This is a genomic window from Roseivivax lentus (genome assembly GCF_900156805.1).
Classification (GTDB): domain Bacteria; phylum Pseudomonadota; class Alphaproteobacteria; order Rhodobacterales; family Rhodobacteraceae; genus Roseivivax; species Roseivivax lentus.
In genome coordinates this window covers 171,395-189,165 of record NZ_FTOQ01000001.1, presented here as the reverse complement: position 1 = coordinate 189,165, position 17,771 = coordinate 171,395, and the positions used below count along the sequence as shown (strand labels likewise).

Below are 17,771 nucleotides of genomic sequence, written 5' to 3'. Positions count from 1 at the left end.
CCTCAGGGCCCGGAAAACGCCCGGTCATGGGTCAGCGCGGGCACCTTGCGGCGCGCATCCTCCACGGCGGCGCGGTCGATCTCGACCTGGAACACGCCCTCATCGGTGCCGGCATCGAGCAGCACCTCGCCCCAGGGCGACACGACCATGGAATGCCCATAGGTCTGCCGGCCCTTGCCGCGCCGGGCCCTGTGCGTGCCCACCTGCGCGGCGGCGATCACGAAGGCACCCGTCTCGATGGCCCGTGCGCGCAGCAGCGGCTCCCAATGCGCGGGGCCGGTCGCGGTGGAAAAGGCGGAGGGCACCGTCAGGATCTCCGCCCCGGCCTGCGCGAGCGCACGGTACAGGTAGGCGAAGCGCAAATCGTAGCAGATCGTCAGGCCCAGCGTGCCGAAAGGCGTCTCGGCCAGCACGGCGCGATCCCCCGGCGCGTAGCCCGCGCTTTCGCGATAGGTTTCGTTTTCCGAGACCTGCACGTCGAACATGTGCATCTTGTCGTAGCGGGCATGGATCGCGCCGTCCGGCCCGATCAGGAACCCGCGATTGGTGAACCGCGTCTCGGGCGGGTCGGATTTCAGCGCGAGCGATCCCGCCTGAAGCCAGAGCCGATGCTCGGCCGCTGCCGCCCGGAGGCCTGCAAGCGTCGCATCCTCGGCTTCGGTCCGAAGCACCTCGGACTGATGCGTGCGGCTCGCGGAGACGCAATTCGTCACCTCGGGGGTGAAGACCATCTCCGCGCCCTTCCCCGCCGCCTCGGCGATCATCGCGGCGACGGTCACAAGGTTCTCCGCCGGATCGTCCGACGCACAGAATTGCAGAAGCGCCGCCTTCACTGCGCCAGCATCGGATCGAGCTTTCCGGCGCGATCGAGCGCGTAAAGCTCGTCGCAACCGCCCACATGGCTGTCGCCGATGAAGATCTGCGGCACGGTGCGTCCGCCATTGGCGCGCTGGATCATCTCGGGCTTGCGGTCGGGATTGGCCAGAACGTCGATTTCGGTGAAGCTGGCGTTCTTCTGCGACAGCAGCCGCTTGGCGGCATGGCAGAACCCGCATAGCGGAGAGGTGTAGATTTCGATCTTGGGCATGGATTCTCTCTATCTGAGTTCGAGAGGAACCTAAGCATCCTTGGCCACACGTGCCAGCGCGACAACGCAGACGTCCTGTGCACCCGCCGCATAGGCGGCCTCGGTCGCAGCGGCGCAGGTCGCGCCCGAGGTCATCACGTCATCGACGATCAGCACCGAGGCCCCGGCGAGACGCGGGGCGCGTTTGGGATTGGCCGCGATGGCCCCCGACAGCGCGTCGAAGCGCGCCTCGCGCCGGGCACCGTCGAGGCTGGGCGTGCGGCGGATGCGGGTCAGCGCGTCGTGGCAGACCGGGCGCTCCACCTTGCGCGACAGCGCATCCGCGAGAAGGCCCGCCTGGTTGTAGCGGCGCTTCAACCGGCGCGACCAATGCAGCGGGATCGGAACGATCAGCGTTCCGGGCGCGATCAGATCGCGCGCCGCACGCGCAAGCCATCCCGCCGCCGGGGCAGCGATATCGTGCCGGTCGGCATGTTTGAGCTTCAGGACGAGGTCGCGCGCCTTGCCGGAATAGACCAGCGCCGCCCGTCCCCGCGTCCAGGGCCGCGCGATGCTCAGGCAGGTGTCGCAGAGCGCGGGGCCCGTTCCGACCTCGGCCGCCCCCGCCAGCGGCGTGCCGCAGGCATCGCAGGCCGCGCCCATGATGAAGGGCGTCTCGCGCCAGCAGGGGCCGCACAGCGCCCCGTTCTCCGCCGTCAGCCCGCCGCAGGTCAGGCAGGAGGGCGGGTAGACCGCGTTCAGCAGCGTTTGCATCAGGCCTGCCTGCACCCTATCTGCCCTTCATGTCCGAAACACCCACCCTGACCGACCGTGCAGCCCTCGAGGCCCATCGCTCCCGGGCGCGCCGCACCCCCGCACTGTTCCTGCACGAAACCGCCGCCGACGATATCGAGGATCGCCTCGCAGTGGTTAACAGGACGTTTACCGCGCCCGCCGTCGTGAGTTCCGAACCGGGCCTCTGGCAGGCGCGGCTGCCCGGTGCGCGCGTGGTGCCGGATGCGGCGGTTCTCGATCTTGCGGAAGGGGCTCATGACCTCGTGATCCACGCGCTGGCGCTGCACTGGGCCGACGACCCCGTGGGCCAGCTGATCCAGTGCCGCCGCGCGCTGAAGCCCGACGGGCTGTTTCTTGGCGTGGCCTTCGGCGGTCAGACCCTGACCGAGCTGCGCGCGGCAATCGGGCAGGCGGAGATCGAGGTGACCGGCGGGCTCAGCCCCCGCGTCGCGCCCATGGCCGATATCCGCGATCTGGGCGCGTTGCTGCAACGGGCGGGCCTTGCCCTGCCGGTGGCGGATGCCGCCCCCCTGCGCATCAGCTACGAAAGCGCGCTGCACCTGATGCGCGATCTGCGCGCCATGGGCGAGACAAACGCGCTCAGCGCCCGGGTCCGGCATTTCAGCCGCCGCGCGATCCTGTTGCGCGCCGCCGAGCTCTATGCCGAGACCCACGGCACGGAGGACGGACGCATCCTCGCCACCTTCGAGCTGGTGACCCTGACCGGTTGGGCGCCGGATGAAAGCCAGCCGAAACCCCTGAGGCCCGGATCGGCGACGACGCGGCTGGCCGATGCGCTCGGGACGTCGGAAACCAAGCTGAAAGATTGACCCCCGCGTCCGAGGGGTTACTTAGGCGGGAAATTACATGAATTCTAAATCACAGGGGCCGTTCATGCTCGACGCGACGAAATCCGCGGTGCGCCCGCCGCATTCGCCGACGGACCATCCGAAGGTGCCCGCCGCCAAGATCGGCATTCTGGTGGCCAATCTCGGCACGCCCGACAATTACGATTATTGGTCGATGCGCCGGTATCTCAACGAGTTCCTGTCGGATCGCCGGGTGATCGACTATTCGCCCTGGCTCTGGCAGCCGCTTCTGCAGCTCATCATCCTGACCAAGCGGCCCTTCTCGTCGGGCGAGGCCTATAAGTCGATCTGGAACGAGGAGGCAGGCGAAAGCCCCCTGATGACGATCACCAAGGCGCAGACCGCCAAGATCAAGGCGCAGATGCAGGCGCAATACGGCGACCGCGTCATGGTCGATTTCTGCATGCGCTACGGCAATCCCTCGACCAAGTCCAAGGTCCGCGAGATGGTCGAGGCAGGCTGCCGGCAGATCCTCTTCTTCCCGCTCTATCCGCATTACGCGGGCGCGACCTCGGCCACGGCGAACGACCAGTTCTTCCGCGCGCTGATGGAGGAAAAGTGGCAGCCCACGGTGCGCACCGTCGATCCCTATTTCGAACATCCGAAATATATCGAGGCGCTCGCCCAGTCGATCGAGCAGGCCTATGCCAAGATGGAGACGCGGCCCGACATCCTCGTCTGTTCCTATCACGGCGTGCCCAAGCGCTACCTGATGGAGGGCGATCCCTACCATTGCCAATGCGCCAAGACCACGCGGCTGCTGAAGGAACGGCTGGGCTGGGACGACACCGAGATCACCACCACCTTCCAGTCGCGCTTCGGCCCCGAGGAATGGCTGAAGCCCTACACGGTGGAAGAGGTGGCGCGTCTCGCCGAAGAGGACGGCAAGAAGAACATCGCCGTCTGCGCGCCCGCCTTCTCGGCCGATTGCATCGAGACGCTCGAAGAGATCAACGAGGAGATCAAGGAGAGCTTCGAAGAGGCCGGCGGCGAGCATTTCACCTACATTCCCTGCCTCAACGACGATGATGCGCATATCGACGCGCTCTGCACCGTGATCAACGAGAACCTCGCGGCCTGGGTCACGGAGCCCGTTTCCGCGAAAGTCGCCACCGGCTGACACGGGCTCGGCGGGCCCCGGGCGTTCCGGAGGCCGCCCGCGCGGAGAACCCGATCAAGTTTCGGTCAATCGACTTGGTGGTCGGGTCGCCTGATCTTTACCTCTCTGGGGTAAGGAGAAGCGCATGGACAAATTCCTGTCGAGTATCGGGGCGCGCATGGCGCGGTGGCTCGCCGAACGGCGGCGGGATACCGATTGGTCCGTGCCCTCGGATTTCGATCGGTTGCGGCGCACGCTCCGCCCCGGCGATGTGCTGCTGGTCGAGGGACAGGCGCATGTGTCGGTGGCGATCAAGTATCTCACGCAGTCCACTTGGTCGCATGCCGCGCTTTACACCGGGCCGATTCCGGGGCGCACGGAGCCGGACGGCACGCCGCACGAATTGGTGGAAGCGGTGGTCGAGGCGGGCTGCATCTCGGTCCCTCTGTCGAAATACGCCGATTACCACACGCGTATCTGCCGACCGGTGGGTCTGAGCCGACGGGACCGGCAGAGGGTCGTCGATTTCATGATCGGCAAGATCGGCTTGTCCTACGACCTGCGCAACATCTTCGATCTCTTGCGGTATTTCATCCCGACGCCGCCCTTCCCGGTGCCTTGGCGGCGGCGCATGCTGTCGCTCGGGTCAGGCGATCCGACGCGGGCGATCTGTTCGTCGCTCATCGCGCAGGCGTTTCAGTCGGTGCAATACCCGATCCTGCCGCGGATCGAGACCCTGGCGGGCACCCATGCGGCCCGCGAGATCCTGCATATCCGCCATCACAGCCTGTTCGCGCCGCGCGATTTCGACATTTCGCCGTTCTTCGAGATCGTGAAACCGCATCTGGCGCAGGGATTCGATCCCGGGCTGGTGGAATGGGCCACGACGCCCGCCGAGGGTGCGGCGCGGATGCAATAGCGCCGCGCGGGCTGTGTTTCAGCAGTCGCCAAAAGAAAAGGCGGCGCCGAAGCGCCGCCCCTCAATCCTGGCGGATTGCTTCGATTAGTCGGAATCGGAAGCAATTGCTGCTGCGACGAGCGCGAGCAGGATCAGCGGAACGATGATCGCGGCCGAGGAGGACTGCTGCTCAGTCTCTTCGACGATCACGACGGGCTCCATGACCACGTCGTCTTTTGCGTAGGAACCGGCCATTGCGGACGTGCCAGCAGCGGCGATGGCGGCGGCGAGTGCGAGTTTCTTCATAATTATCCTCCAGATAACGCCCGCACGAAAGATCACGGGCGGGCACCCAAGACTAAACCTCGTGAGTCGTTCTAAGCAGCTTCACCATGGGAATGCAAATGCAACCTAAACGCCGCAAAAGGCCGATCGCCCACTTGTGGTCAAATAAGCAACACTTGTGTGCCGACTTTCGCCATCTCGTACAGCTCTTCGATATGTTGGTTGTAAAGCCCGATGCAGCCATTCGAGGAACGCCGCCCGATCTTGCGCGTGTCATGCGTGCCGTGGATGCGGTAATAGGTCCAGCTCAGGTGCAGCGCGCGCGTGCCCAGCGGGTTGTCCGGCCCGGGGGGCACGTAGTCCGGCCATTCGGGATTGCGCTCTTTCATCGACGGCGTGGGCCGCCAATCCGGCTCGGGATCCTTCAGCGTCACGCGGGTGCGACCGCGGCGGGTCAGGTCCTCGGTCAGCGGCACGGACGTCGGGTAGAGCTTGTAGACCGCCTGGTCCTCGGACCAGTAATGCAGGGCGCGGCTCTGGATATCGACCAGGATGGCGCCGCCCTGCAGGTTCGAGAAATAGGGCTGCCAGTCGAGCGTCCGGAAGCTCGAGATGTTGCGGCGCACCACGCTGGAGAGGTCACGCTCGACCTCGGTGGTGCCGGCACCGTTCACGCTTTGCGCAAGCGCGGGGGCTGCCAACGTCGTCGCGACACCGCCGAGCACGACGGCACGGCGGGACGGAAGATGTTTGGTCTTGGCTGTCATGGTTCTGAACTCCATCAGCGAAAATTCGTTATGTTTCAAGTATGGCACGCATGTCGCAGTTACAAATCAAACCCGCGTGGGACGGCAAACACACGCCGATGTGGGTTTGATAAGCCACGTGGCTTAATTTAAGCGTTTTCAGGCTGAATTTGAAAGTTAGGGATACATCATGATCCGCGTTACGCACCTGATGGCCGTTGTGGCGCTTGCCGCGCTGGGCGCTTGCGGCGCGCCGCCCCCGCCCGCGGAGCCGCAGCTGGGTCCCGACGGCCTGCCGTTGCCGACGCTCTACCGAATCGGTGCGGGCGACCAGAACCGCATCGAGATCCGCATGCTCGATTCGGTCAACGCGCTGCGCGCGGAATCCGGAGCGCCGCAATTGCGCTACAACGCGGCCCTGAACGCCGCCGCCGCCACCCATTCGCGCGACATGGCAGTGCAGAACCGTCCCTGGCATTTCGGCTCGGACGGGTCTTCTCCGGTCGATCGCGTCCGGCGTGTGGGCTACGCGGGCGAGCTGAAGGGCGAGGCGATCTCGGAAACCTACGAGACCGAATTGCAGACCCTCGCCGCATGGATGGAAGAGCCCGCCACGCGCGGCGTGATCCTGTCGCCCGAAGCCCGCGACATGGGCTTCGCCTGGTTCCAGGAAGACAACGGCAAGATCTGGTGGACGCTGATCACCGGCGGGCCTGAAAGCGCCACGTCGGCCGGTCCCGTGCTGTCCTCCTCCGGCACGCTGGTGCGCACGGCCTATTGAAAGGCCGTGCCCGGGCGTGATCAGGGCTGGATCAGGATGGGCGTGCCGTTCTTGACCATGGCATAGATGTCTTCCATCTCGCGGTCCGTCACCGCGATGCAGCCCCATGTCCAGTCGGAGCGCGGGTCGGCCGTGCTGCCCTTGGGCGGACCGCCATGGATGAAGATATCGCCGCCCGGGCTCAGCCCCGCCTCCTGCGCCACCAGCTCGTCGCTGGGCTGCGGATAGGAGATGCCGAGGCTGAGATGGTAGTCGCTGTTGGGGTTGCGCCGGTCGATGAAATACACCCCTTCCGGCGTGCGGCCATCGCCTTCGAACTGCTTGTGCCCTTCGGGATTGAACCCGAGGCCGATCTGGTAGGCCTCCAGCAACTCGGTGTGATGCAGGAGGTACATCCGCCGGTCGCCCTTATCGACGATGACCTGCGTGACCTCCGGGCCGTTATACGTCTTGAATTTGCTGCTGCCGCAAGCTGACAGCCCGAGGGCCAGCAGACAGAGGCAAAGCGCTTTGAACCTTTTCATTGTCCTGCTCGTTCTTTTTTTCGAACGATACCCGAAATCGGGCTTTCCGCACAGTGGGCTTTCACGGCCGATCACGCCCCGGTGACTATTTTTCGCCGAGTCGCCGCTCGATCGCCTCGAGGCGCTGCAGGACCTGGTCGCGGTAGCTGTCGGTGGCGGCGTTGGCCTCCTCTGCATGGGCGTCCTGCATCGAGTTCACGATGAGACCGACGACGAGGTTCACCACCGCGAAGGTCGTGACCAGGATGAACGGCACGAAGAAGGCCCAGGCATAGGGATAGACCTCCATCACCGGCCGCACGATGCCCATCGACCAGGATTCGAGCGTCATGATCTGGAACAGCGAATAGGCCGACCGGCCCAGCGTACCGAACCATTCCTCGAACAGCGCGGCCTGTTCCGGGGTGCAGGCGGGACAGCCCATGCCGAAGAGCTTCGTCGCCATCACCGCGCCGATATAGAAGATCAGCGTCATCAGCAGGAAGACCGAGGCCATGCCCGGCAGCGCGGTCAGGAAGCCCTCGACCACCCGGCGCAGGCGCGGCATCACCGACACCACGCGCAGCACCCGCAGGATACGCAGCGCCCGCAGCACCGAGAGCGTCTGCGACCCGGGCACCAGCGACAGCCCAACGATGACGAAGTCGAAGATGTTCCAGCCGCTGCGGAAGAACCGCCCGCCATGGGCGATCAGCTTCGCGAGGATCTCGATCACGAAGACCGACAGGCAGGCGATGTCGAGCGCGCGGATCAGCGTCCCCGCCTCGGCCATGATGGTCTCGGACGTCTCCAGCCCGAGGACGAAGGCGTTGAACAGGATCACGCCGGTGATCGCGTTGCGCGTCGATGCACGGTCGAGGAACTCGGACAGGCGGGAACGGAAGGACATGACGGGACTCACCGAAGGGAAAAGGAGGCAACGAGTTCGATATGCGTGGACCAGCGGAACTGGTCCACCACCTGCAGCCAATCGAGGTCATACCCTGCCGCCGTGAGCGTGGCCGCGTCGCGGGCGAAGGTCACCGGGTTGCAGGAGACATGCGCGATCCGCCCGGGCCGGGCCTTGGCCAATTCCGCGACCTGCGCCTCGGCGCCCGCGCGGGGCGGGTCGATCGCCACCGCGTCGAGCTTGGCCATGTCCTCGGCCAGCAGCGGGTTGCGGAACAGGTCGCGGGTCTGGGTCGTCACCGACTTCAGCCCGCTCGACATGCGCCAGCCGTGATCGAGCGCGTCGGTCGTGGCCCGGGCGCCCTCGATGGCGAGGACCTCGGAATATTGCGCCATGGGCAGCGCGAAGGTGCCGCAGCCCGCGAAGAGATCGGCGCTGCGCTTCGCGCCCCGGGTGATTTCGAGAACGGCATCGCGCAGGGCCGCCTCACCCTCGGGCGTGGCCTGCAGGAAGGCGCCGGGCGGCGGGGTCACCGCGGCGGGGCCGAAATGCAGCACCGGCGCGCGGCGTTGCAGCGTCTCCTCGTCGGCCCAGGCGATGCGCGCGAGGTCGTGATCCCGCGCGATATCCGCAAGCGCCGCGCGCAGCGCGGTGTCGAGGGGCTTGCCGCCGGTGACCGCCACGTCGAGCCCGGTCTCGGTGCGGGTGACCAGCACCGACAGCTCGCCCTTGCGGCTGCCGCCCAGCACCGCCAGCGCCTCGACCAGGGGCAAGGCGGCGGCGAGGTCGGGATGGACCAGCAGGCAATCCGGCACCGGCACGATCACATCGGAGCGTTTCTTGTGAAACCCCGCCAGCGCGCCTTTCTTGGTGCGCCGGGCCGAAAAGGTGGCGCGGCGGCGGGTCTGCGGCGGCGAGGTCACGATGGGCCGGAATTCCGTCTCGAGCCCCTGGGCGGCCAGCGCCACGCGCACGATCTCGGTCTTCCAGGTCGCGGTAAAGGCCTCGGAGGCGTGCTGCAGCTGGCAGCCGCCGCAGCTCTTGCCGTGCTTGCAGGGCGGTGCGACGCGGTCGGGCGACGGCGTGACGATGCGGGGATTGGGCATGTAGCCGTTGTCGACATCGCCATCCAGAACCTCGCCCGGCAGCGTGCCCGGCGCATAGACCGGGCCTGGCGCGATGCCGTCGCCGAGATGGCCCAGACGCTCTATGATAACAGGTTGCATGGGCGCTCTCATGCCCGGAAATGCGGCCCGGGTCGAGAGGGCGCTTTCGCGTATTTGGAAAGAGGCAAGCGCAGGGCGGATGCGCGCCGACCGTTCCGGTGCGGCGGGCGGATGCCGTCCCTCGATGCGCAGGGTTCGACCCCTCGGGGAGTGTCGGCCTACTCGGCTGCCGCGCGCGGCTCGAACCCGCCCGATTGCCGTTCCCAGTAGCGCGCGTAGAGCCCGCCCTTGGCCAGAAGCGCCTCGTGCGTGCCTTCCTCGGCGATGCGGCCTTCGTCCAGCACCACGATCCGGTCCATGTCCGAGATGGTGGAGAGCCGGTGCGCGATGGCGAGCACGGTCTTGCCCTCCATCACCCGCGTGAGCGCGTCCTGGATCGAGGCCTCGACCTCGCTGTCGAGCGCCGAGGTGGCCTCGTCGAGGATGAGAATCGGGGCATCCTTCAGGATCGCGCGGGCCAGCGCGATGCGCTGGCGCTGTCCGCCCGAGAGCTTCACGCCGCGCTCGCCCAGATGGGCGTCGTAGCCGCGGCGTCCGTTATGGTCCTGCATGCCGATGATGAAGTCATGCGCCTCGGCCTTCCTGGCCGCGGCGACCACGTCGTCGAACGTCGCGTCGGGTTTGCCGTAGCGGATATTGTCCAGCGCCGAGCGGTTGAACATCGCGGTTTCCTGCGTGACCGTGCCGATCTTGCGGCGCAGGCTTTCCTGCGTCACGCCCGCGATGCTTTGACCGTCGATGCGGATCTCGCCTTCCTCGGCGTCGTAGAGCCGCAGGAGCAGCGCCACCAGCGTCGACTTGCCCGCGCCCGACGCGCCGACGATGCCCAGCTTTTCGCCGGGTGCGACCTTCAGGTCGATATGGTCGATCCCGCCAGTTTCCCGCCCATAGCGGAAGGTCAGGTTGTCGAGCGTTACGCGGCCTTCATGCACCGCAAGCTCGGTCGCGCCGGGCTTGTCCCGCAGCGTGTGCGGCGGCGTCAGGGTGCGCATGCCGTCCTCGACCTCACCCAGGTTGGAGTAGAGCGACATCAGCGTGAAGCTGACCCAGCCGGTCATCTGCGCGAGCCGCAGCGCCACGGCCCCCGTCGCGGCGATATCGCCCGCCGAGACGAGACCGAGGCTCCAGTACCAGAGCGATCCGCCCACGAGGAGCACGGGCAGCAGCCCCGCCAGCGCCATCAGCCAGAAGCGGAAGGTGACCGACACCCAGCCAAACTCCAACGCGCGTTCGCGATAGGCGCTCATGGCGTTCAGCGCCGCGCGATCCTCGTGATCGGCATGGGCGAAGAGCTTCACCGTCTTGATGTTGGTGATCGTGTCGACGACCTGCCCCGTCACCGTGGCCCGCGCCGCGGCCCGCGCCTTGGAGCGCTTGCGGATGCGCGGCATGTAGGCGCGGATGAAGATGGCATAGACGGCGATCCACAGCATCAGCCCCATCGCGATGCGCGCATCGACCGTGCCGAGCAGCAGCACCGCCCCGATCACCGAGGCGAGCGCGAAGAGCACCGTATGGATCGATTCGATAACCACATCCGTCAGCGCGCGGGAGGTCTGCATCTCCTTCTGCGAAATGCGCCCCGCGAAATCGTTGTCGAAGAAGGTCACGGACTGGCCAAGCGTATACCGGTGCAGCCGCGACAGGACGAGGTTCAGCAGGTTCGGCTGCACCACGATCGACTGGAAGAAGGTGTTGATGCCGAGGATCACCGGACGCGCCAGCACGAAGAAAATGAGCGCGCCGATCAGCACGCCGGACTGCGCGGTGAAGACCGATTCGGCGTCGGAGGCGAGGGCGGCATCGACCACCTGGCCGAGGATCAGCGCCGCGAAGACCTCGATCACGCCGGCGAGGATCGACAAGGCCGCGGCCGCGCCCAGGACGGGCCAGGCGCCCTCAAGCGTCCAGCGGAAGAAGGCCATGATCCGGCGCGGCGGCGGTCCCGCGGCGGGCCGGAACGCGTCGATCCATTCGGTGGGCCTGCGCCACGGGAAGCGCCGCCGATACGTCTCGCTCATTCCGCCGCCTCCTCATCATCCGGATCGAAACTCAGGAAGCCGCCCGACTGGCGCCTCCAGAACCCGGCATATAGCCCGCCCGCGACCAAAAGCGCGGAATGGCTGCCATGTTCCACGATGCGACCCTGATCGAGCACGAGAATGCGGTCCATATGGGCGATGGTGCTGAGCCGGTGCGCGATGGCGATCACCGTCTTGCCCTCCATCATGCCGTAAAGCGTGTCCTGGATCGCGGCCTCGACCTCGCTGTCGAGGGCCGAGGTCGCTTCGTCCAAAACGAGGATCGGCGCGTCCTTCAGGATCACCCGTGCCAGCGCGATCCGTTGCCGTTGCCCGCCCGAGAGCTTCACGCCTCGTTCGCCGACATGGGCGTCATAGCCCTGCCGGCCCTCGGAATCCTCGAGATCAAGAATGAAGTCATGGGCCTGCGCCTGCTGCGCCGCGGCCATCATCGCCGCCTCGCCCGAATCGGGACGGCCATAAAGGATGTTGTCGCGGATCGAACGGTGCAGAAGCGCGCTGTCCTGCTGGACCATGCCGATCCGGGCCCGCAGGCTCGCCTGCGTGACGCCCGCGATATCCTGGCCGTCGATCAGCACGCGGCCGCCCTCGGCGTCGTAGAACCGCAAGAGCAGCTTCACCAGCGTCGACTTGCCCGCGCCGGAACGTCCCACGAGGCCGATCTTCTCGCCCGGCGCGATGGTCAGGTCGATCCGGTCGAGCCCGCCCTGCCCGCGGCCGTAATGGTGCGTGAGCCCGTCGAGTTCGATCTCGCCCGCGGTCAGCTGCAGAGGCTTGGCGCGCGGGTGATCGAGCAGGGTTACGGGCTGGGCGATGGTCTCCATCCCCTCCTGCACGATGCCGAGCTGCTGGAAGAAATTCGTCAGCGCCCACATGATCCAGCCGGTCATGGCATTGATCCGGAGCGTCAGCGCGATCGCCGCGGCGACGGTGCCCACGGTGGCGATCCCGATGCCCCAGAACCACAGGGCAAGCCCCGTGACACCCACGATCAGAAGCCCGTTCAGCACCGCGAGCGACACGTCCATGATGGTGTAGATCCGCATCTCGGCCTGGAAGGTCTCGCGCGTGTGCTCGATCGCCTCGCGGGCATATTCAAGCTCCCGGTCGTGATGCGCGAACATCTTGATGGCGTGGATATTGGTGTAGCTGTCGACCACCCGGCCCGTCAGTTGCGAGCGGGCATTGGACGCGTTGCGCGACGCGACCCGGATGCGCAGGACGACCCAGCGCATCAGCGTGAGATAGAGCGCGAGCCAGATCAGAAGCGGCAGCATCAGCCAGGGATCGGCGAGCCCCAGAAGCGCCAGCGAGCCCACGATATAGGCGCTCGAATAGGTCAGCGCATCGAAGATCTGGAACATCGCCTCGTTCACCGCCGAGGGCGTCTGCATGATGCGGTTGGCGATGCGGCCCGCGAAATCGTTCTCGAACCAGCCGACGGATTGGCGCAGCACGTGCTTGTGCGCGCGCCAGCGCACCACGGTGCCGAGCTGCGGCATCATCGTGTTGTTCAGCAACAGCACGTCGAGCGCCTGCAGGAGCGGCCGCAGGATCAGGATGAAAAGCCCAAGCGCGATCAGCGCCAGCCCGTGTTCCTGCCAGACCTGTTCGGGCCCCTTGGCGAGGATGTCGACCACCCAGCCCATCGCCCAGATGAGCACGATCTCGACCCCGGCCACGAGGATCGACAGAAGCGTGGCCGCCACGAAGACCCCGTGGAAGGGCCGCGTGTAATCCCACAGGAACGGCCAGAGCCGATGCGGCGGATGATCCCTGTCGGGATGCGGCGCAAAGGGATCAACGAGATTTTCGAAGAAACGGAACATGGGCGGAGCGGCCTTGAGGCATCGGAATGGAAATGGCGGCGCCCGAAGGCCGGTCCGCACGCGCGAGAAGGCCTGTCAGACGGGGCTGGCGGGGGACTTGTCGCGATCCATATAGCATGCTCCTGGCGTGTGTCCGATGTGGTTAGCCCGATTTCGGGCGCGAGTCACGCCTTTGGTGCACGGGCGAGCAGATCGGCACGGTTCAGCGCAAAGCCCGACGCGATCCAGTCGGCCTCGAGGCTGTCGAGCGCCCGGCCCAGTGCCGGTCCGGACAGCGCCGGCATCAGGTCTTTCGCGGTCAGAGGGAAGGTCCGTGCCGCGCCATCGGTCGCGGCGTCGAATGCCGCGGGCGCAAGCGGCTGCTCCAAGAGTGCCGCGCGCAAGAGGAGGATATCGCGCGCAGCCTCCGCCCCGTGGCGGTATCCCAGCACCGCGGGATCGTCGGCGGAGGCGACGCCGCCGCGCAGCATCTCCAGCCTGCGGCTCTGCGCCTTTGACAGGCGCAGCCCCTTGCCGTCGATATCGCCCAGCGCGGCGAGACGGCGCAGCGGCTCCGGCGAAACAGCGCGTTCCCCTTCGAGATGCACGAGCGGCGCCAGCGCGCGCGGATCAGACCCGGGCAGAAGGGGGCCCAGCGCGCCGGTGGCCTGCATCGCGGACATGGCCGGGGCCGGATCCGGCGCGCCCAGCAATTTCAGAAGCTCGGCGCCGACCCGCTCTCGGGACAGGCCTTCGAGGCCCTCGAGATTGCGCGCGATGGCATCGAGCGCGTCGGGATCGAAGCCCTGTGCCGGATCGCCATACCATGCCGAGAAACGGAAGAAGCGCAGGGTGCGCAGGTAATCCTCGCGGATGCGCGCCCCGGCATCCCCGACGAAGCGCACGCGCCGCGCCTCGAGATCCGCCAGACCGCCCAAGGGGTCGATGACCGTGCCGTGCCGGTCCGCATAAAGCGCGTTCATGGTGAAATCCCGGCGCTCGGCATCCTCCGTCATGTCGGTGGAAAAGCGCACCACCGCGCGGCGCCCATCGGTTTCGAGATCGGCGCGGAACGTCGTGACTTCGAAGCCCTGACCTTCGGAGACGACGGTGATAGTGCCGTGATCGGCCCCGGTCGGCACGGCCCGCAGGCCCGCCGCGGTCACCGCTGCCGTGGTCTCGTCCGGTGTCGCATCGGTGGCGATATCGAGATCGCTGACCGGCGCCCCGAAGAACGCGTTCCGCACGCAGCCACCCACGGCATAGGCGTGAAAACCGCCCCTTTCCAGCGCGTCGAAGACCGCCTGCGCCGCCGGATCGCGCAGCCAGGCGCCGCTGACCCGGGTCACGCCGACACCATCCGGTCGGCCAGCCCGCGCAGCACCCGCGCCGTGGCCCCCCAGATGTAATAGGGCCCGAACGGCACCGCGTAGTAATGACGCCGGGTGCCGCGCCAGCGTCGGTATTGCACGGAAAAACGCGCGGGATCGGCCACGTGGCACAGCGGAACGGCGAAGATCTCCGCCACCTCGCCCGGTTCCGCGCGGGGCGTGAACGGCGCGGTCACGAGCCCCACGAAGGGCTGCATGGTGAAACCGGTCACCGTTTCATGCGGGGGAAGCGCGCCGAGGATGTCCACGCTTTCGGATGGCAGGCCGATTTCCTCATGCGCCTCGCGCAGGGCGGCAGCCTCGGCATCGGCATCGCCCGCATCGACCTTGCCGCCCGGAAAGGCGATCTGGCCCGGGTGATGTTTCAGCCGCGAGGACCGCTTGGTCAGGATGACCTGCAGCCTGCCGCCCGCCTCGATCACCGGCACCAGGACCCCGGCGGGCCGCAGGAGCCGATTGTCGGGCAGCTCGACCTCGGGGTTGAGATCGTAATCGGAGGAGGCAGGCGTCTCCGCCGCAAGCGCGCGGCGGAGGGCCGTCAGTTCATCACTCGCCCGCATCCTCGGCCTCGAAACCGACAGTGGCGGGGTCCAGTTCGTAATGCGCGCTGCAGAACTGGCAATCCGCGGTCACGATCCCCTCGTCGGTGGTCATCTTCTCGATGTCCTTGGCCGAGTAGATCGACAGCGACTGGCGCACACGATCCTCTGAACAGGTGCAGCCGAAACGCACCGACTGGCTGTCGAAGACGCGCGGCGTCTCCTCGTGGAAGAGCCGCACCAGCAGGTCCGTGGGCGGCAGGCTCGGGCCGATCAGCTCCAACTCCTCGACCGTGTCGAGGTGGAAATTGGCCCGGCGCCAGGCCTCGCCCTCGTCGTCGGACAAGAGATCGTTCGCATGCAGCAGACCGCCTTCGCCCGACCCGCCTTCGCCGGTGGCGAATGGCGAGGCTTTCGGCATGTGCTGCAGCATCACGCCGCCCGCGCGCCAATGCTCCGCCCCACCCTTTTCGGTAGAGCGGCCGAAGGACAACTGGAAGCGCGTCGGCAGCTGTTCGGACTGCGCGAAATACGCCTCCGCCGCATCGGAGAGCGAGGTGCGCGACAGCGGCGTGATGCCCTGATAGGGCTGCATGCCCTCGCCTTGGTCGATCAGGATCGCGAAGTACCCCTCTCCGAGCTGTTCCATCGGTGCGCCCTTGGTGATCCGCTCCGCATCGTAGCTGGCATAGGCGCGGATGCGGCCGGCCTCGCCCTCGCGTTCAGGCGCGTAGAAATCCGTGGCGATCATCCGCACCGGTCCCTTGGACTGGACCTGCAGCGAGAGCTTCCAGCGCAGCTTGATGGTCTGCCCGATCAGCGCCGTCAGCAGCGCCATCTCGGCCACCAGCGCCTCAACAGCGGGCGGGTAATCGTGCTGCTTCAGGATCCCGTCCAGAACGCCGTCGAGACGTGCGACCCGGCCGCGGATATCCGAGCGGTCGAGTTGAAACGGTAGGACGGTGTCGTCCCAGGCGATCTTGGGTCCGAGTGTCATCGTGCTTCCTAACTGGACGGGATGTGACTTGAGCGCTCTATATATGAGGCGATGCCGCGCGTCCAAGGGTGTGCGGAATGCAGTGCGCGCAGAAGAGGTATGCAGATGATTCGACGCGTCGACAGGCCCCCCCGGCGCGACAGGAGCTATCGGTTGCGGCGCGGCGCCTATGCAATCCTGCATCGGGAGGGCGACGTGCTTCTGACCCAACAATCCGCGCCACAGCCCGAATTCCAGTTGCCGGGCGGCGGGATCGATCCGGGCGAATCGCCGCTCCAGGCCCTGCATCGCGAGGTCTTCGAGGAGACCGGCTGGCGGATCGGGCGGGTGCGGCGGCTGGGGGCGTTCCGGCGCTTCACCTACATGCCGGAATACGATCTCTGGGCGGAAAAGCTCTGCCTCGTTTACGCCGCGCGGCCGATCCTCTGTCTCGACCAGCCGACCGAACAGGATCACAGCGCGGTCTGGATGGCGGCGCGCGAAGCGGCGGGCGCGCTGGGAAATCCCGGAGACCGGATGTTCCTGCGGCGTCACCTGCTCTAGCGGCGCTCAGCCGCGATATTCCACCAGCGCGGCGGAGACATCGTCGGACAGGCTCGCGCCCTCGGGCATCGCCCGGACGAGGCCCGCATGCAGATCGTCGAGAAAGTCCACGCCGCGGCGCGCGGGCGCAATGCCGCGCACGATCTCGGCGAGGCCCGCCTCGCCCAGAGTCCTCGTGGCGGACATCGCCGCCTCGACGAAGCCGTCGGAATAGACCAGAAGCCGGTCGCCGGGCGCGAGGCGCAGATCGATCCGCTCATGGGTGACGTGATCGATGAGGCCGATCGGCAGGCCGCCCGTGCCGACGAAGTCGAGGCTGCCATCGCGGCGGATCAGCAGCGGGTTCGGATGACCCGCCTGCACCATCTGCATGTCGCCGGACGCCGTGTCGATCATGGCGTAGAGCATGGTGAAATACTCCTCCACACCGGGATCGGCGGTCAGCTTGTCGTTCAGCCGCTGCGCCACCGCTTGCGGCGTGTGCAAAGCGCCGTCCCGGTCCCGGTCGCAGGCCGGCGCGGAATGGTGATCGCTGAGATAGCCCGCGATCCGCGCCGCGACCATCGACGAGGCGATGCCGTGGCCGGAGACGTCGATGCCGAACAGCGCGACCTGGGCGGGCCCTGCGCGAAACGCGCCCACGAGGTCGCCGCCGACGTGACCGCAGGGCTGCAGCAGGAGGCTGATCTCGACGGGTCCGAAGCGGCAGCGCCGTTCGGGCACCAGCGAGGCCTGGATGCGCCGGGCATGCCGCAGGTCCCGGTCGATCGCCGCATATGCGCCCTGCAGATCGTCCAGCGTATCCGAGATCACCGCATTCTTAGCGCTGAGTTCGCGCTGCATGCGCACGATCCGGTCGGCGGCATGGATCCGCGCCCGCAATTCCTGTGCATGAACCGGTTTCGACAGGTAATCGTCCGCCCCCGCATCGAGACCGCGCGCGATCTCGGACTTCTCGCTGCGCGAGCTGAGCAGGATAAAATAGGAGAAATGATCCCCCGACGCCTCGCGAAATCTGCGGCAGAAGGCGATGCCGTCCATCCCCGGCATGATCCAGTCCGACAGCACGAGATCGGGCCGGCAGAGCGCGGCCTTTTTCAGCGCCTCGACGCCGGTCCGGGCCTGTACCACCTCGTAGCCCCAGCGCGACAGAAGCCGCGCGAGCACGGCCAGATGCGCCGCGCTGTCGTCGACAATGAGAACCCGGTGCACGCCCTGGGCACCATCGCCCGGCATGCGGTACCGTTCGGCCGGAGCAGGTGGCGGCACTGCC

General features: G+C 66.9%; 19 protein-coding genes. 5 read left to right on the top strand and 14 right to left on the bottom strand.

The genetic code is table 11. The annotated features are described in order from the left end of the window. Positions 1–2: 2 nt before the first annotated feature. From BW990_RS00940 to BW990_RS00930, 3 genes are read right to left on the bottom strand one after another with little or no spacing between them, the layout of a single operon-like run. Complete coding sequence (locus tag BW990_RS00940; RefSeq protein ID WP_076444087.1) at positions 3–833, bottom strand: carbon-nitrogen hydrolase family protein; 831 nt, start codon at positions 831–833, stop codon at positions 3–5. Continuing rightward, a complete protein-coding gene (gene grxC, locus BW990_RS00935) occupies positions 830–1,087 on the bottom strand; it encodes a glutaredoxin 3 (protein ID WP_076444085.1) in 258 nt (85 codons plus the stop codon). Before grxC ends, BW990_RS00940 begins: the two co-directional genes overlap by 4 nt. Positions 1,088–1,117: 30 nt before the next feature. Further along, entirely contained in the window at positions 1,118–1,840 is a 723-nt protein-coding gene (locus BW990_RS00930; protein ID WP_076444083.1) for a double zinc ribbon domain-containing protein, read from the bottom strand. Positions 1,841–1,869: 29 nt separating this feature from the next. Here BW990_RS00930 and BW990_RS00925 point away from each other — a divergent pair, with 29 nt between their 5' ends. The 3 genes from BW990_RS00925 (at position 1,870) to BW990_RS00915 (ending at position 4,748) form a co-directional block, all read left to right on the top strand. Continuing rightward, positions 1,870–2,691: a methyltransferase domain-containing protein gene (locus BW990_RS00925; protein WP_076444081.1), complete on the top strand. Its 822-nt coding sequence runs from the start codon at positions 1,870–1,872 to the stop codon at positions 2,689–2,691. A gap of 64 nt (positions 2,692–2,755) precedes the next feature. Next, positions 2,756–3,850 (top strand): ferrochelatase, encoded by a 1,095-nt coding sequence (gene hemH, locus BW990_RS00920; protein ID WP_076444079.1) that lies wholly within the window; start codon positions 2,756–2,758, stop codon positions 3,848–3,850. 124 nt (positions 3,851–3,974) lie between these two features. Next, positions 3,975–4,748 (top strand): C40 family peptidase, encoded by a 774-nt coding sequence (locus tag BW990_RS00915; protein ID WP_076444077.1) that lies wholly within the window; start codon positions 3,975–3,977, stop codon positions 4,746–4,748. An 84-nt stretch (positions 4,749–4,832) separates the two neighbouring features. On the opposite strand, the gene BW990_RS00910 is transcribed toward BW990_RS00915, so the two are convergent. After that, complete coding sequence (locus tag BW990_RS00910) at positions 4,833–5,033, bottom strand: ferrochelatase (RefSeq protein WP_076444075.1); 201 nt, start codon at positions 5,031–5,033, stop codon at positions 4,833–4,835. A 140-nt stretch (positions 5,034–5,173) separates the two neighbouring features. Then, a complete protein-coding gene (locus BW990_RS00905; RefSeq protein WP_076445070.1) occupies positions 5,174–5,779 on the bottom strand; it encodes a L,D-transpeptidase in 606 nt (201 codons plus the stop codon). A 169-nt stretch (positions 5,780–5,948) separates the two neighbouring features. Between BW990_RS00905 and dalA the strand changes: the two genes are divergently transcribed. Then, complete coding sequence (gene dalA / locus BW990_RS00900) at positions 5,949–6,539, top strand: divisome-associated lipoprotein DalA (protein WP_076444073.1); 591 nt, start codon at positions 5,949–5,951, stop codon at positions 6,537–6,539. Positions 6,540–6,559: 20 nt separating this feature from the next. Here the strand turns inward: dalA and BW990_RS00895 are convergent, their stop codons facing one another. From BW990_RS00895 to hslO, 8 genes are all read right to left on the bottom strand, one after another. Further along, entirely contained in the window at positions 6,560–7,063 is a 504-nt protein-coding gene (locus tag BW990_RS00895) for a L,D-transpeptidase family protein (RefSeq protein ID WP_076444071.1), read from the bottom strand. An 85-nt stretch (positions 7,064–7,148) separates the two neighbouring features. Then, positions 7,149–7,952, bottom strand: a complete 804-nt coding sequence (locus BW990_RS00890; protein WP_076444069.1) for an ion transporter — start codon at positions 7,950–7,952, stop codon at positions 7,149–7,151. Between the two features lie 8 nt (positions 7,953–7,960). Next, positions 7,961–9,178, bottom strand: coding sequence for a class I SAM-dependent RNA methyltransferase (locus BW990_RS00885; RefSeq protein WP_076444067.1), 1,218 nt, complete (start codon positions 9,176–9,178; stop codon positions 7,961–7,963). 158 nt (positions 9,179–9,336) lie between these two features. After that, on the bottom strand, positions 9,337–11,199 hold the full coding sequence (locus tag BW990_RS00880) for an ABC transporter ATP-binding protein (protein WP_076444065.1): 1,863 nt from the start codon (positions 11,197–11,199) through the stop codon (positions 9,337–9,339). Continuing rightward, positions 11,196–13,049 (bottom strand): ABC transporter ATP-binding protein, encoded by a 1,854-nt coding sequence (locus BW990_RS00875; protein WP_076444063.1) that lies wholly within the window; start codon positions 13,047–13,049, stop codon positions 11,196–11,198. The genes BW990_RS00880 and BW990_RS00875 overlap by 4 nt, the downstream gene beginning before the upstream one ends. Before the next feature lie 164 nt (positions 13,050–13,213). Then, positions 13,214–14,377 (bottom strand): CCA tRNA nucleotidyltransferase, encoded by a 1,164-nt coding sequence (locus BW990_RS00870; protein ID WP_076444061.1) that lies wholly within the window; start codon positions 14,375–14,377, stop codon positions 13,214–13,216. Then, positions 14,374–14,979, bottom strand: a complete 606-nt coding sequence (locus BW990_RS00865; RefSeq protein WP_076444059.1) for a CoA pyrophosphatase — start codon at positions 14,977–14,979, stop codon at positions 14,374–14,376. The genes BW990_RS00870 and BW990_RS00865 overlap by 4 nt, the downstream gene beginning before the upstream one ends. Continuing rightward, positions 14,966–15,955, bottom strand: coding sequence for an Hsp33 family molecular chaperone HslO (gene hslO, locus BW990_RS00860; protein WP_076444057.1), 990 nt, complete (start codon positions 15,953–15,955; stop codon positions 14,966–14,968). Before hslO ends, BW990_RS00865 begins: the two co-directional genes overlap by 14 nt. A 105-nt stretch (positions 15,956–16,060) precedes the next feature. Here hslO and BW990_RS00855 point away from each other — a divergent pair, with 105 nt between their 5' ends. Then, positions 16,061–16,498: an NUDIX domain-containing protein gene (locus BW990_RS00855; RefSeq protein WP_076445068.1), complete on the top strand. Its 438-nt coding sequence runs from the start codon at positions 16,061–16,063 to the stop codon at positions 16,496–16,498. Between the two features lie 6 nt (positions 16,499–16,504). Here BW990_RS00855 and BW990_RS00850 read toward each other — a convergent pair whose 3' ends face one another. After that, entirely contained in the window at positions 16,505–17,734 is a 1,230-nt protein-coding gene (locus tag BW990_RS00850; RefSeq protein ID WP_076444055.1) for a PP2C family protein-serine/threonine phosphatase, read from the bottom strand. Between the last annotated feature and the right edge of the window lie 37 nt (positions 17,735–17,771).

Bases quoted from the DNA above. Each gene is read 5' to 3' on its own strand.
- grxC (WP_076444085.1), bottom strand. From the start codon at position 1,087: ATGCCCAAGATCGAAATCTACACCTCTCCGCTATGCGGGTTCTGCCAT.
- BW990_RS00930 (WP_076444083.1), bottom strand. From the start codon at position 1,840: ATGCAAACGCTGCTGAACGCGGTCTACCCGCCCTCCTGCCTGACCTGC.
- BW990_RS00925 (WP_076444081.1), top strand. From the start codon at position 1,870: ATGTCCGAAACACCCACCCTGACCGACCGTGCAGCCCTCGAGGCCCAT.
- hemH (WP_076444079.1), top strand. From the start codon at position 2,756: ATGCTCGACGCGACGAAATCCGCGGTGCGCCCGCCGCATTCGCCGACG.
- BW990_RS00915 (WP_076444077.1), top strand. From the start codon at position 3,975: ATGGACAAATTCCTGTCGAGTATCGGGGCGCGCATGGCGCGGTGGCTC.
- BW990_RS00910 (WP_076444075.1), bottom strand. From the start codon at position 5,033: ATGAAGAAACTCGCACTCGCCGCCGCCATCGCCGCTGCTGGCACGTCC.
- BW990_RS00905 (WP_076445070.1), bottom strand. From the start codon at position 5,779: ATGACAGCCAAGACCAAACATCTTCCGTCCCGCCGTGCCGTCGTGCTC.
- dalA (WP_076444073.1), top strand. From the start codon at position 5,949: ATGATCCGCGTTACGCACCTGATGGCCGTTGTGGCGCTTGCCGCGCTG.
- BW990_RS00895 (WP_076444071.1), bottom strand. From the start codon at position 7,063: ATGAAAAGGTTCAAAGCGCTTTGCCTCTGTCTGCTGGCCCTCGGGCTG.
- BW990_RS00890 (WP_076444069.1), bottom strand. From the start codon at position 7,952: ATGTCCTTCCGTTCCCGCCTGTCCGAGTTCCTCGACCGTGCATCGACG.
- BW990_RS00885 (WP_076444067.1), bottom strand. From the start codon at position 9,178: ATGCAACCTGTTATCATAGAGCGTCTGGGCCATCTCGGCGACGGCATC.
- BW990_RS00880 (WP_076444065.1), bottom strand. From the start codon at position 11,199: ATGAGCGAGACGTATCGGCGGCGCTTCCCGTGGCGCAGGCCCACCGAA.
- BW990_RS00875 (WP_076444063.1), bottom strand. From the start codon at position 13,049: ATGTTCCGTTTCTTCGAAAATCTCGTTGATCCCTTTGCGCCGCATCCC.
- BW990_RS00865 (WP_076444059.1), bottom strand. From the start codon at position 14,979: ATGCGGGCGAGTGATGAACTGACGGCCCTCCGCCGCGCGCTTGCGGCG.
- hslO (WP_076444057.1), bottom strand. From the start codon at position 15,955: ATGACACTCGGACCCAAGATCGCCTGGGACGACACCGTCCTACCGTTT.
- BW990_RS00855 (WP_076445068.1), top strand. From the start codon at position 16,061: ATGATTCGACGCGTCGACAGGCCCCCCCGGCGCGACAGGAGCTATCGG.
- BW990_RS00850 (WP_076444055.1), bottom strand. From the start codon at position 17,734: ATGCCGGGCGATGGTGCCCAGGGCGTGCACCGGGTTCTCATTGTCGAC.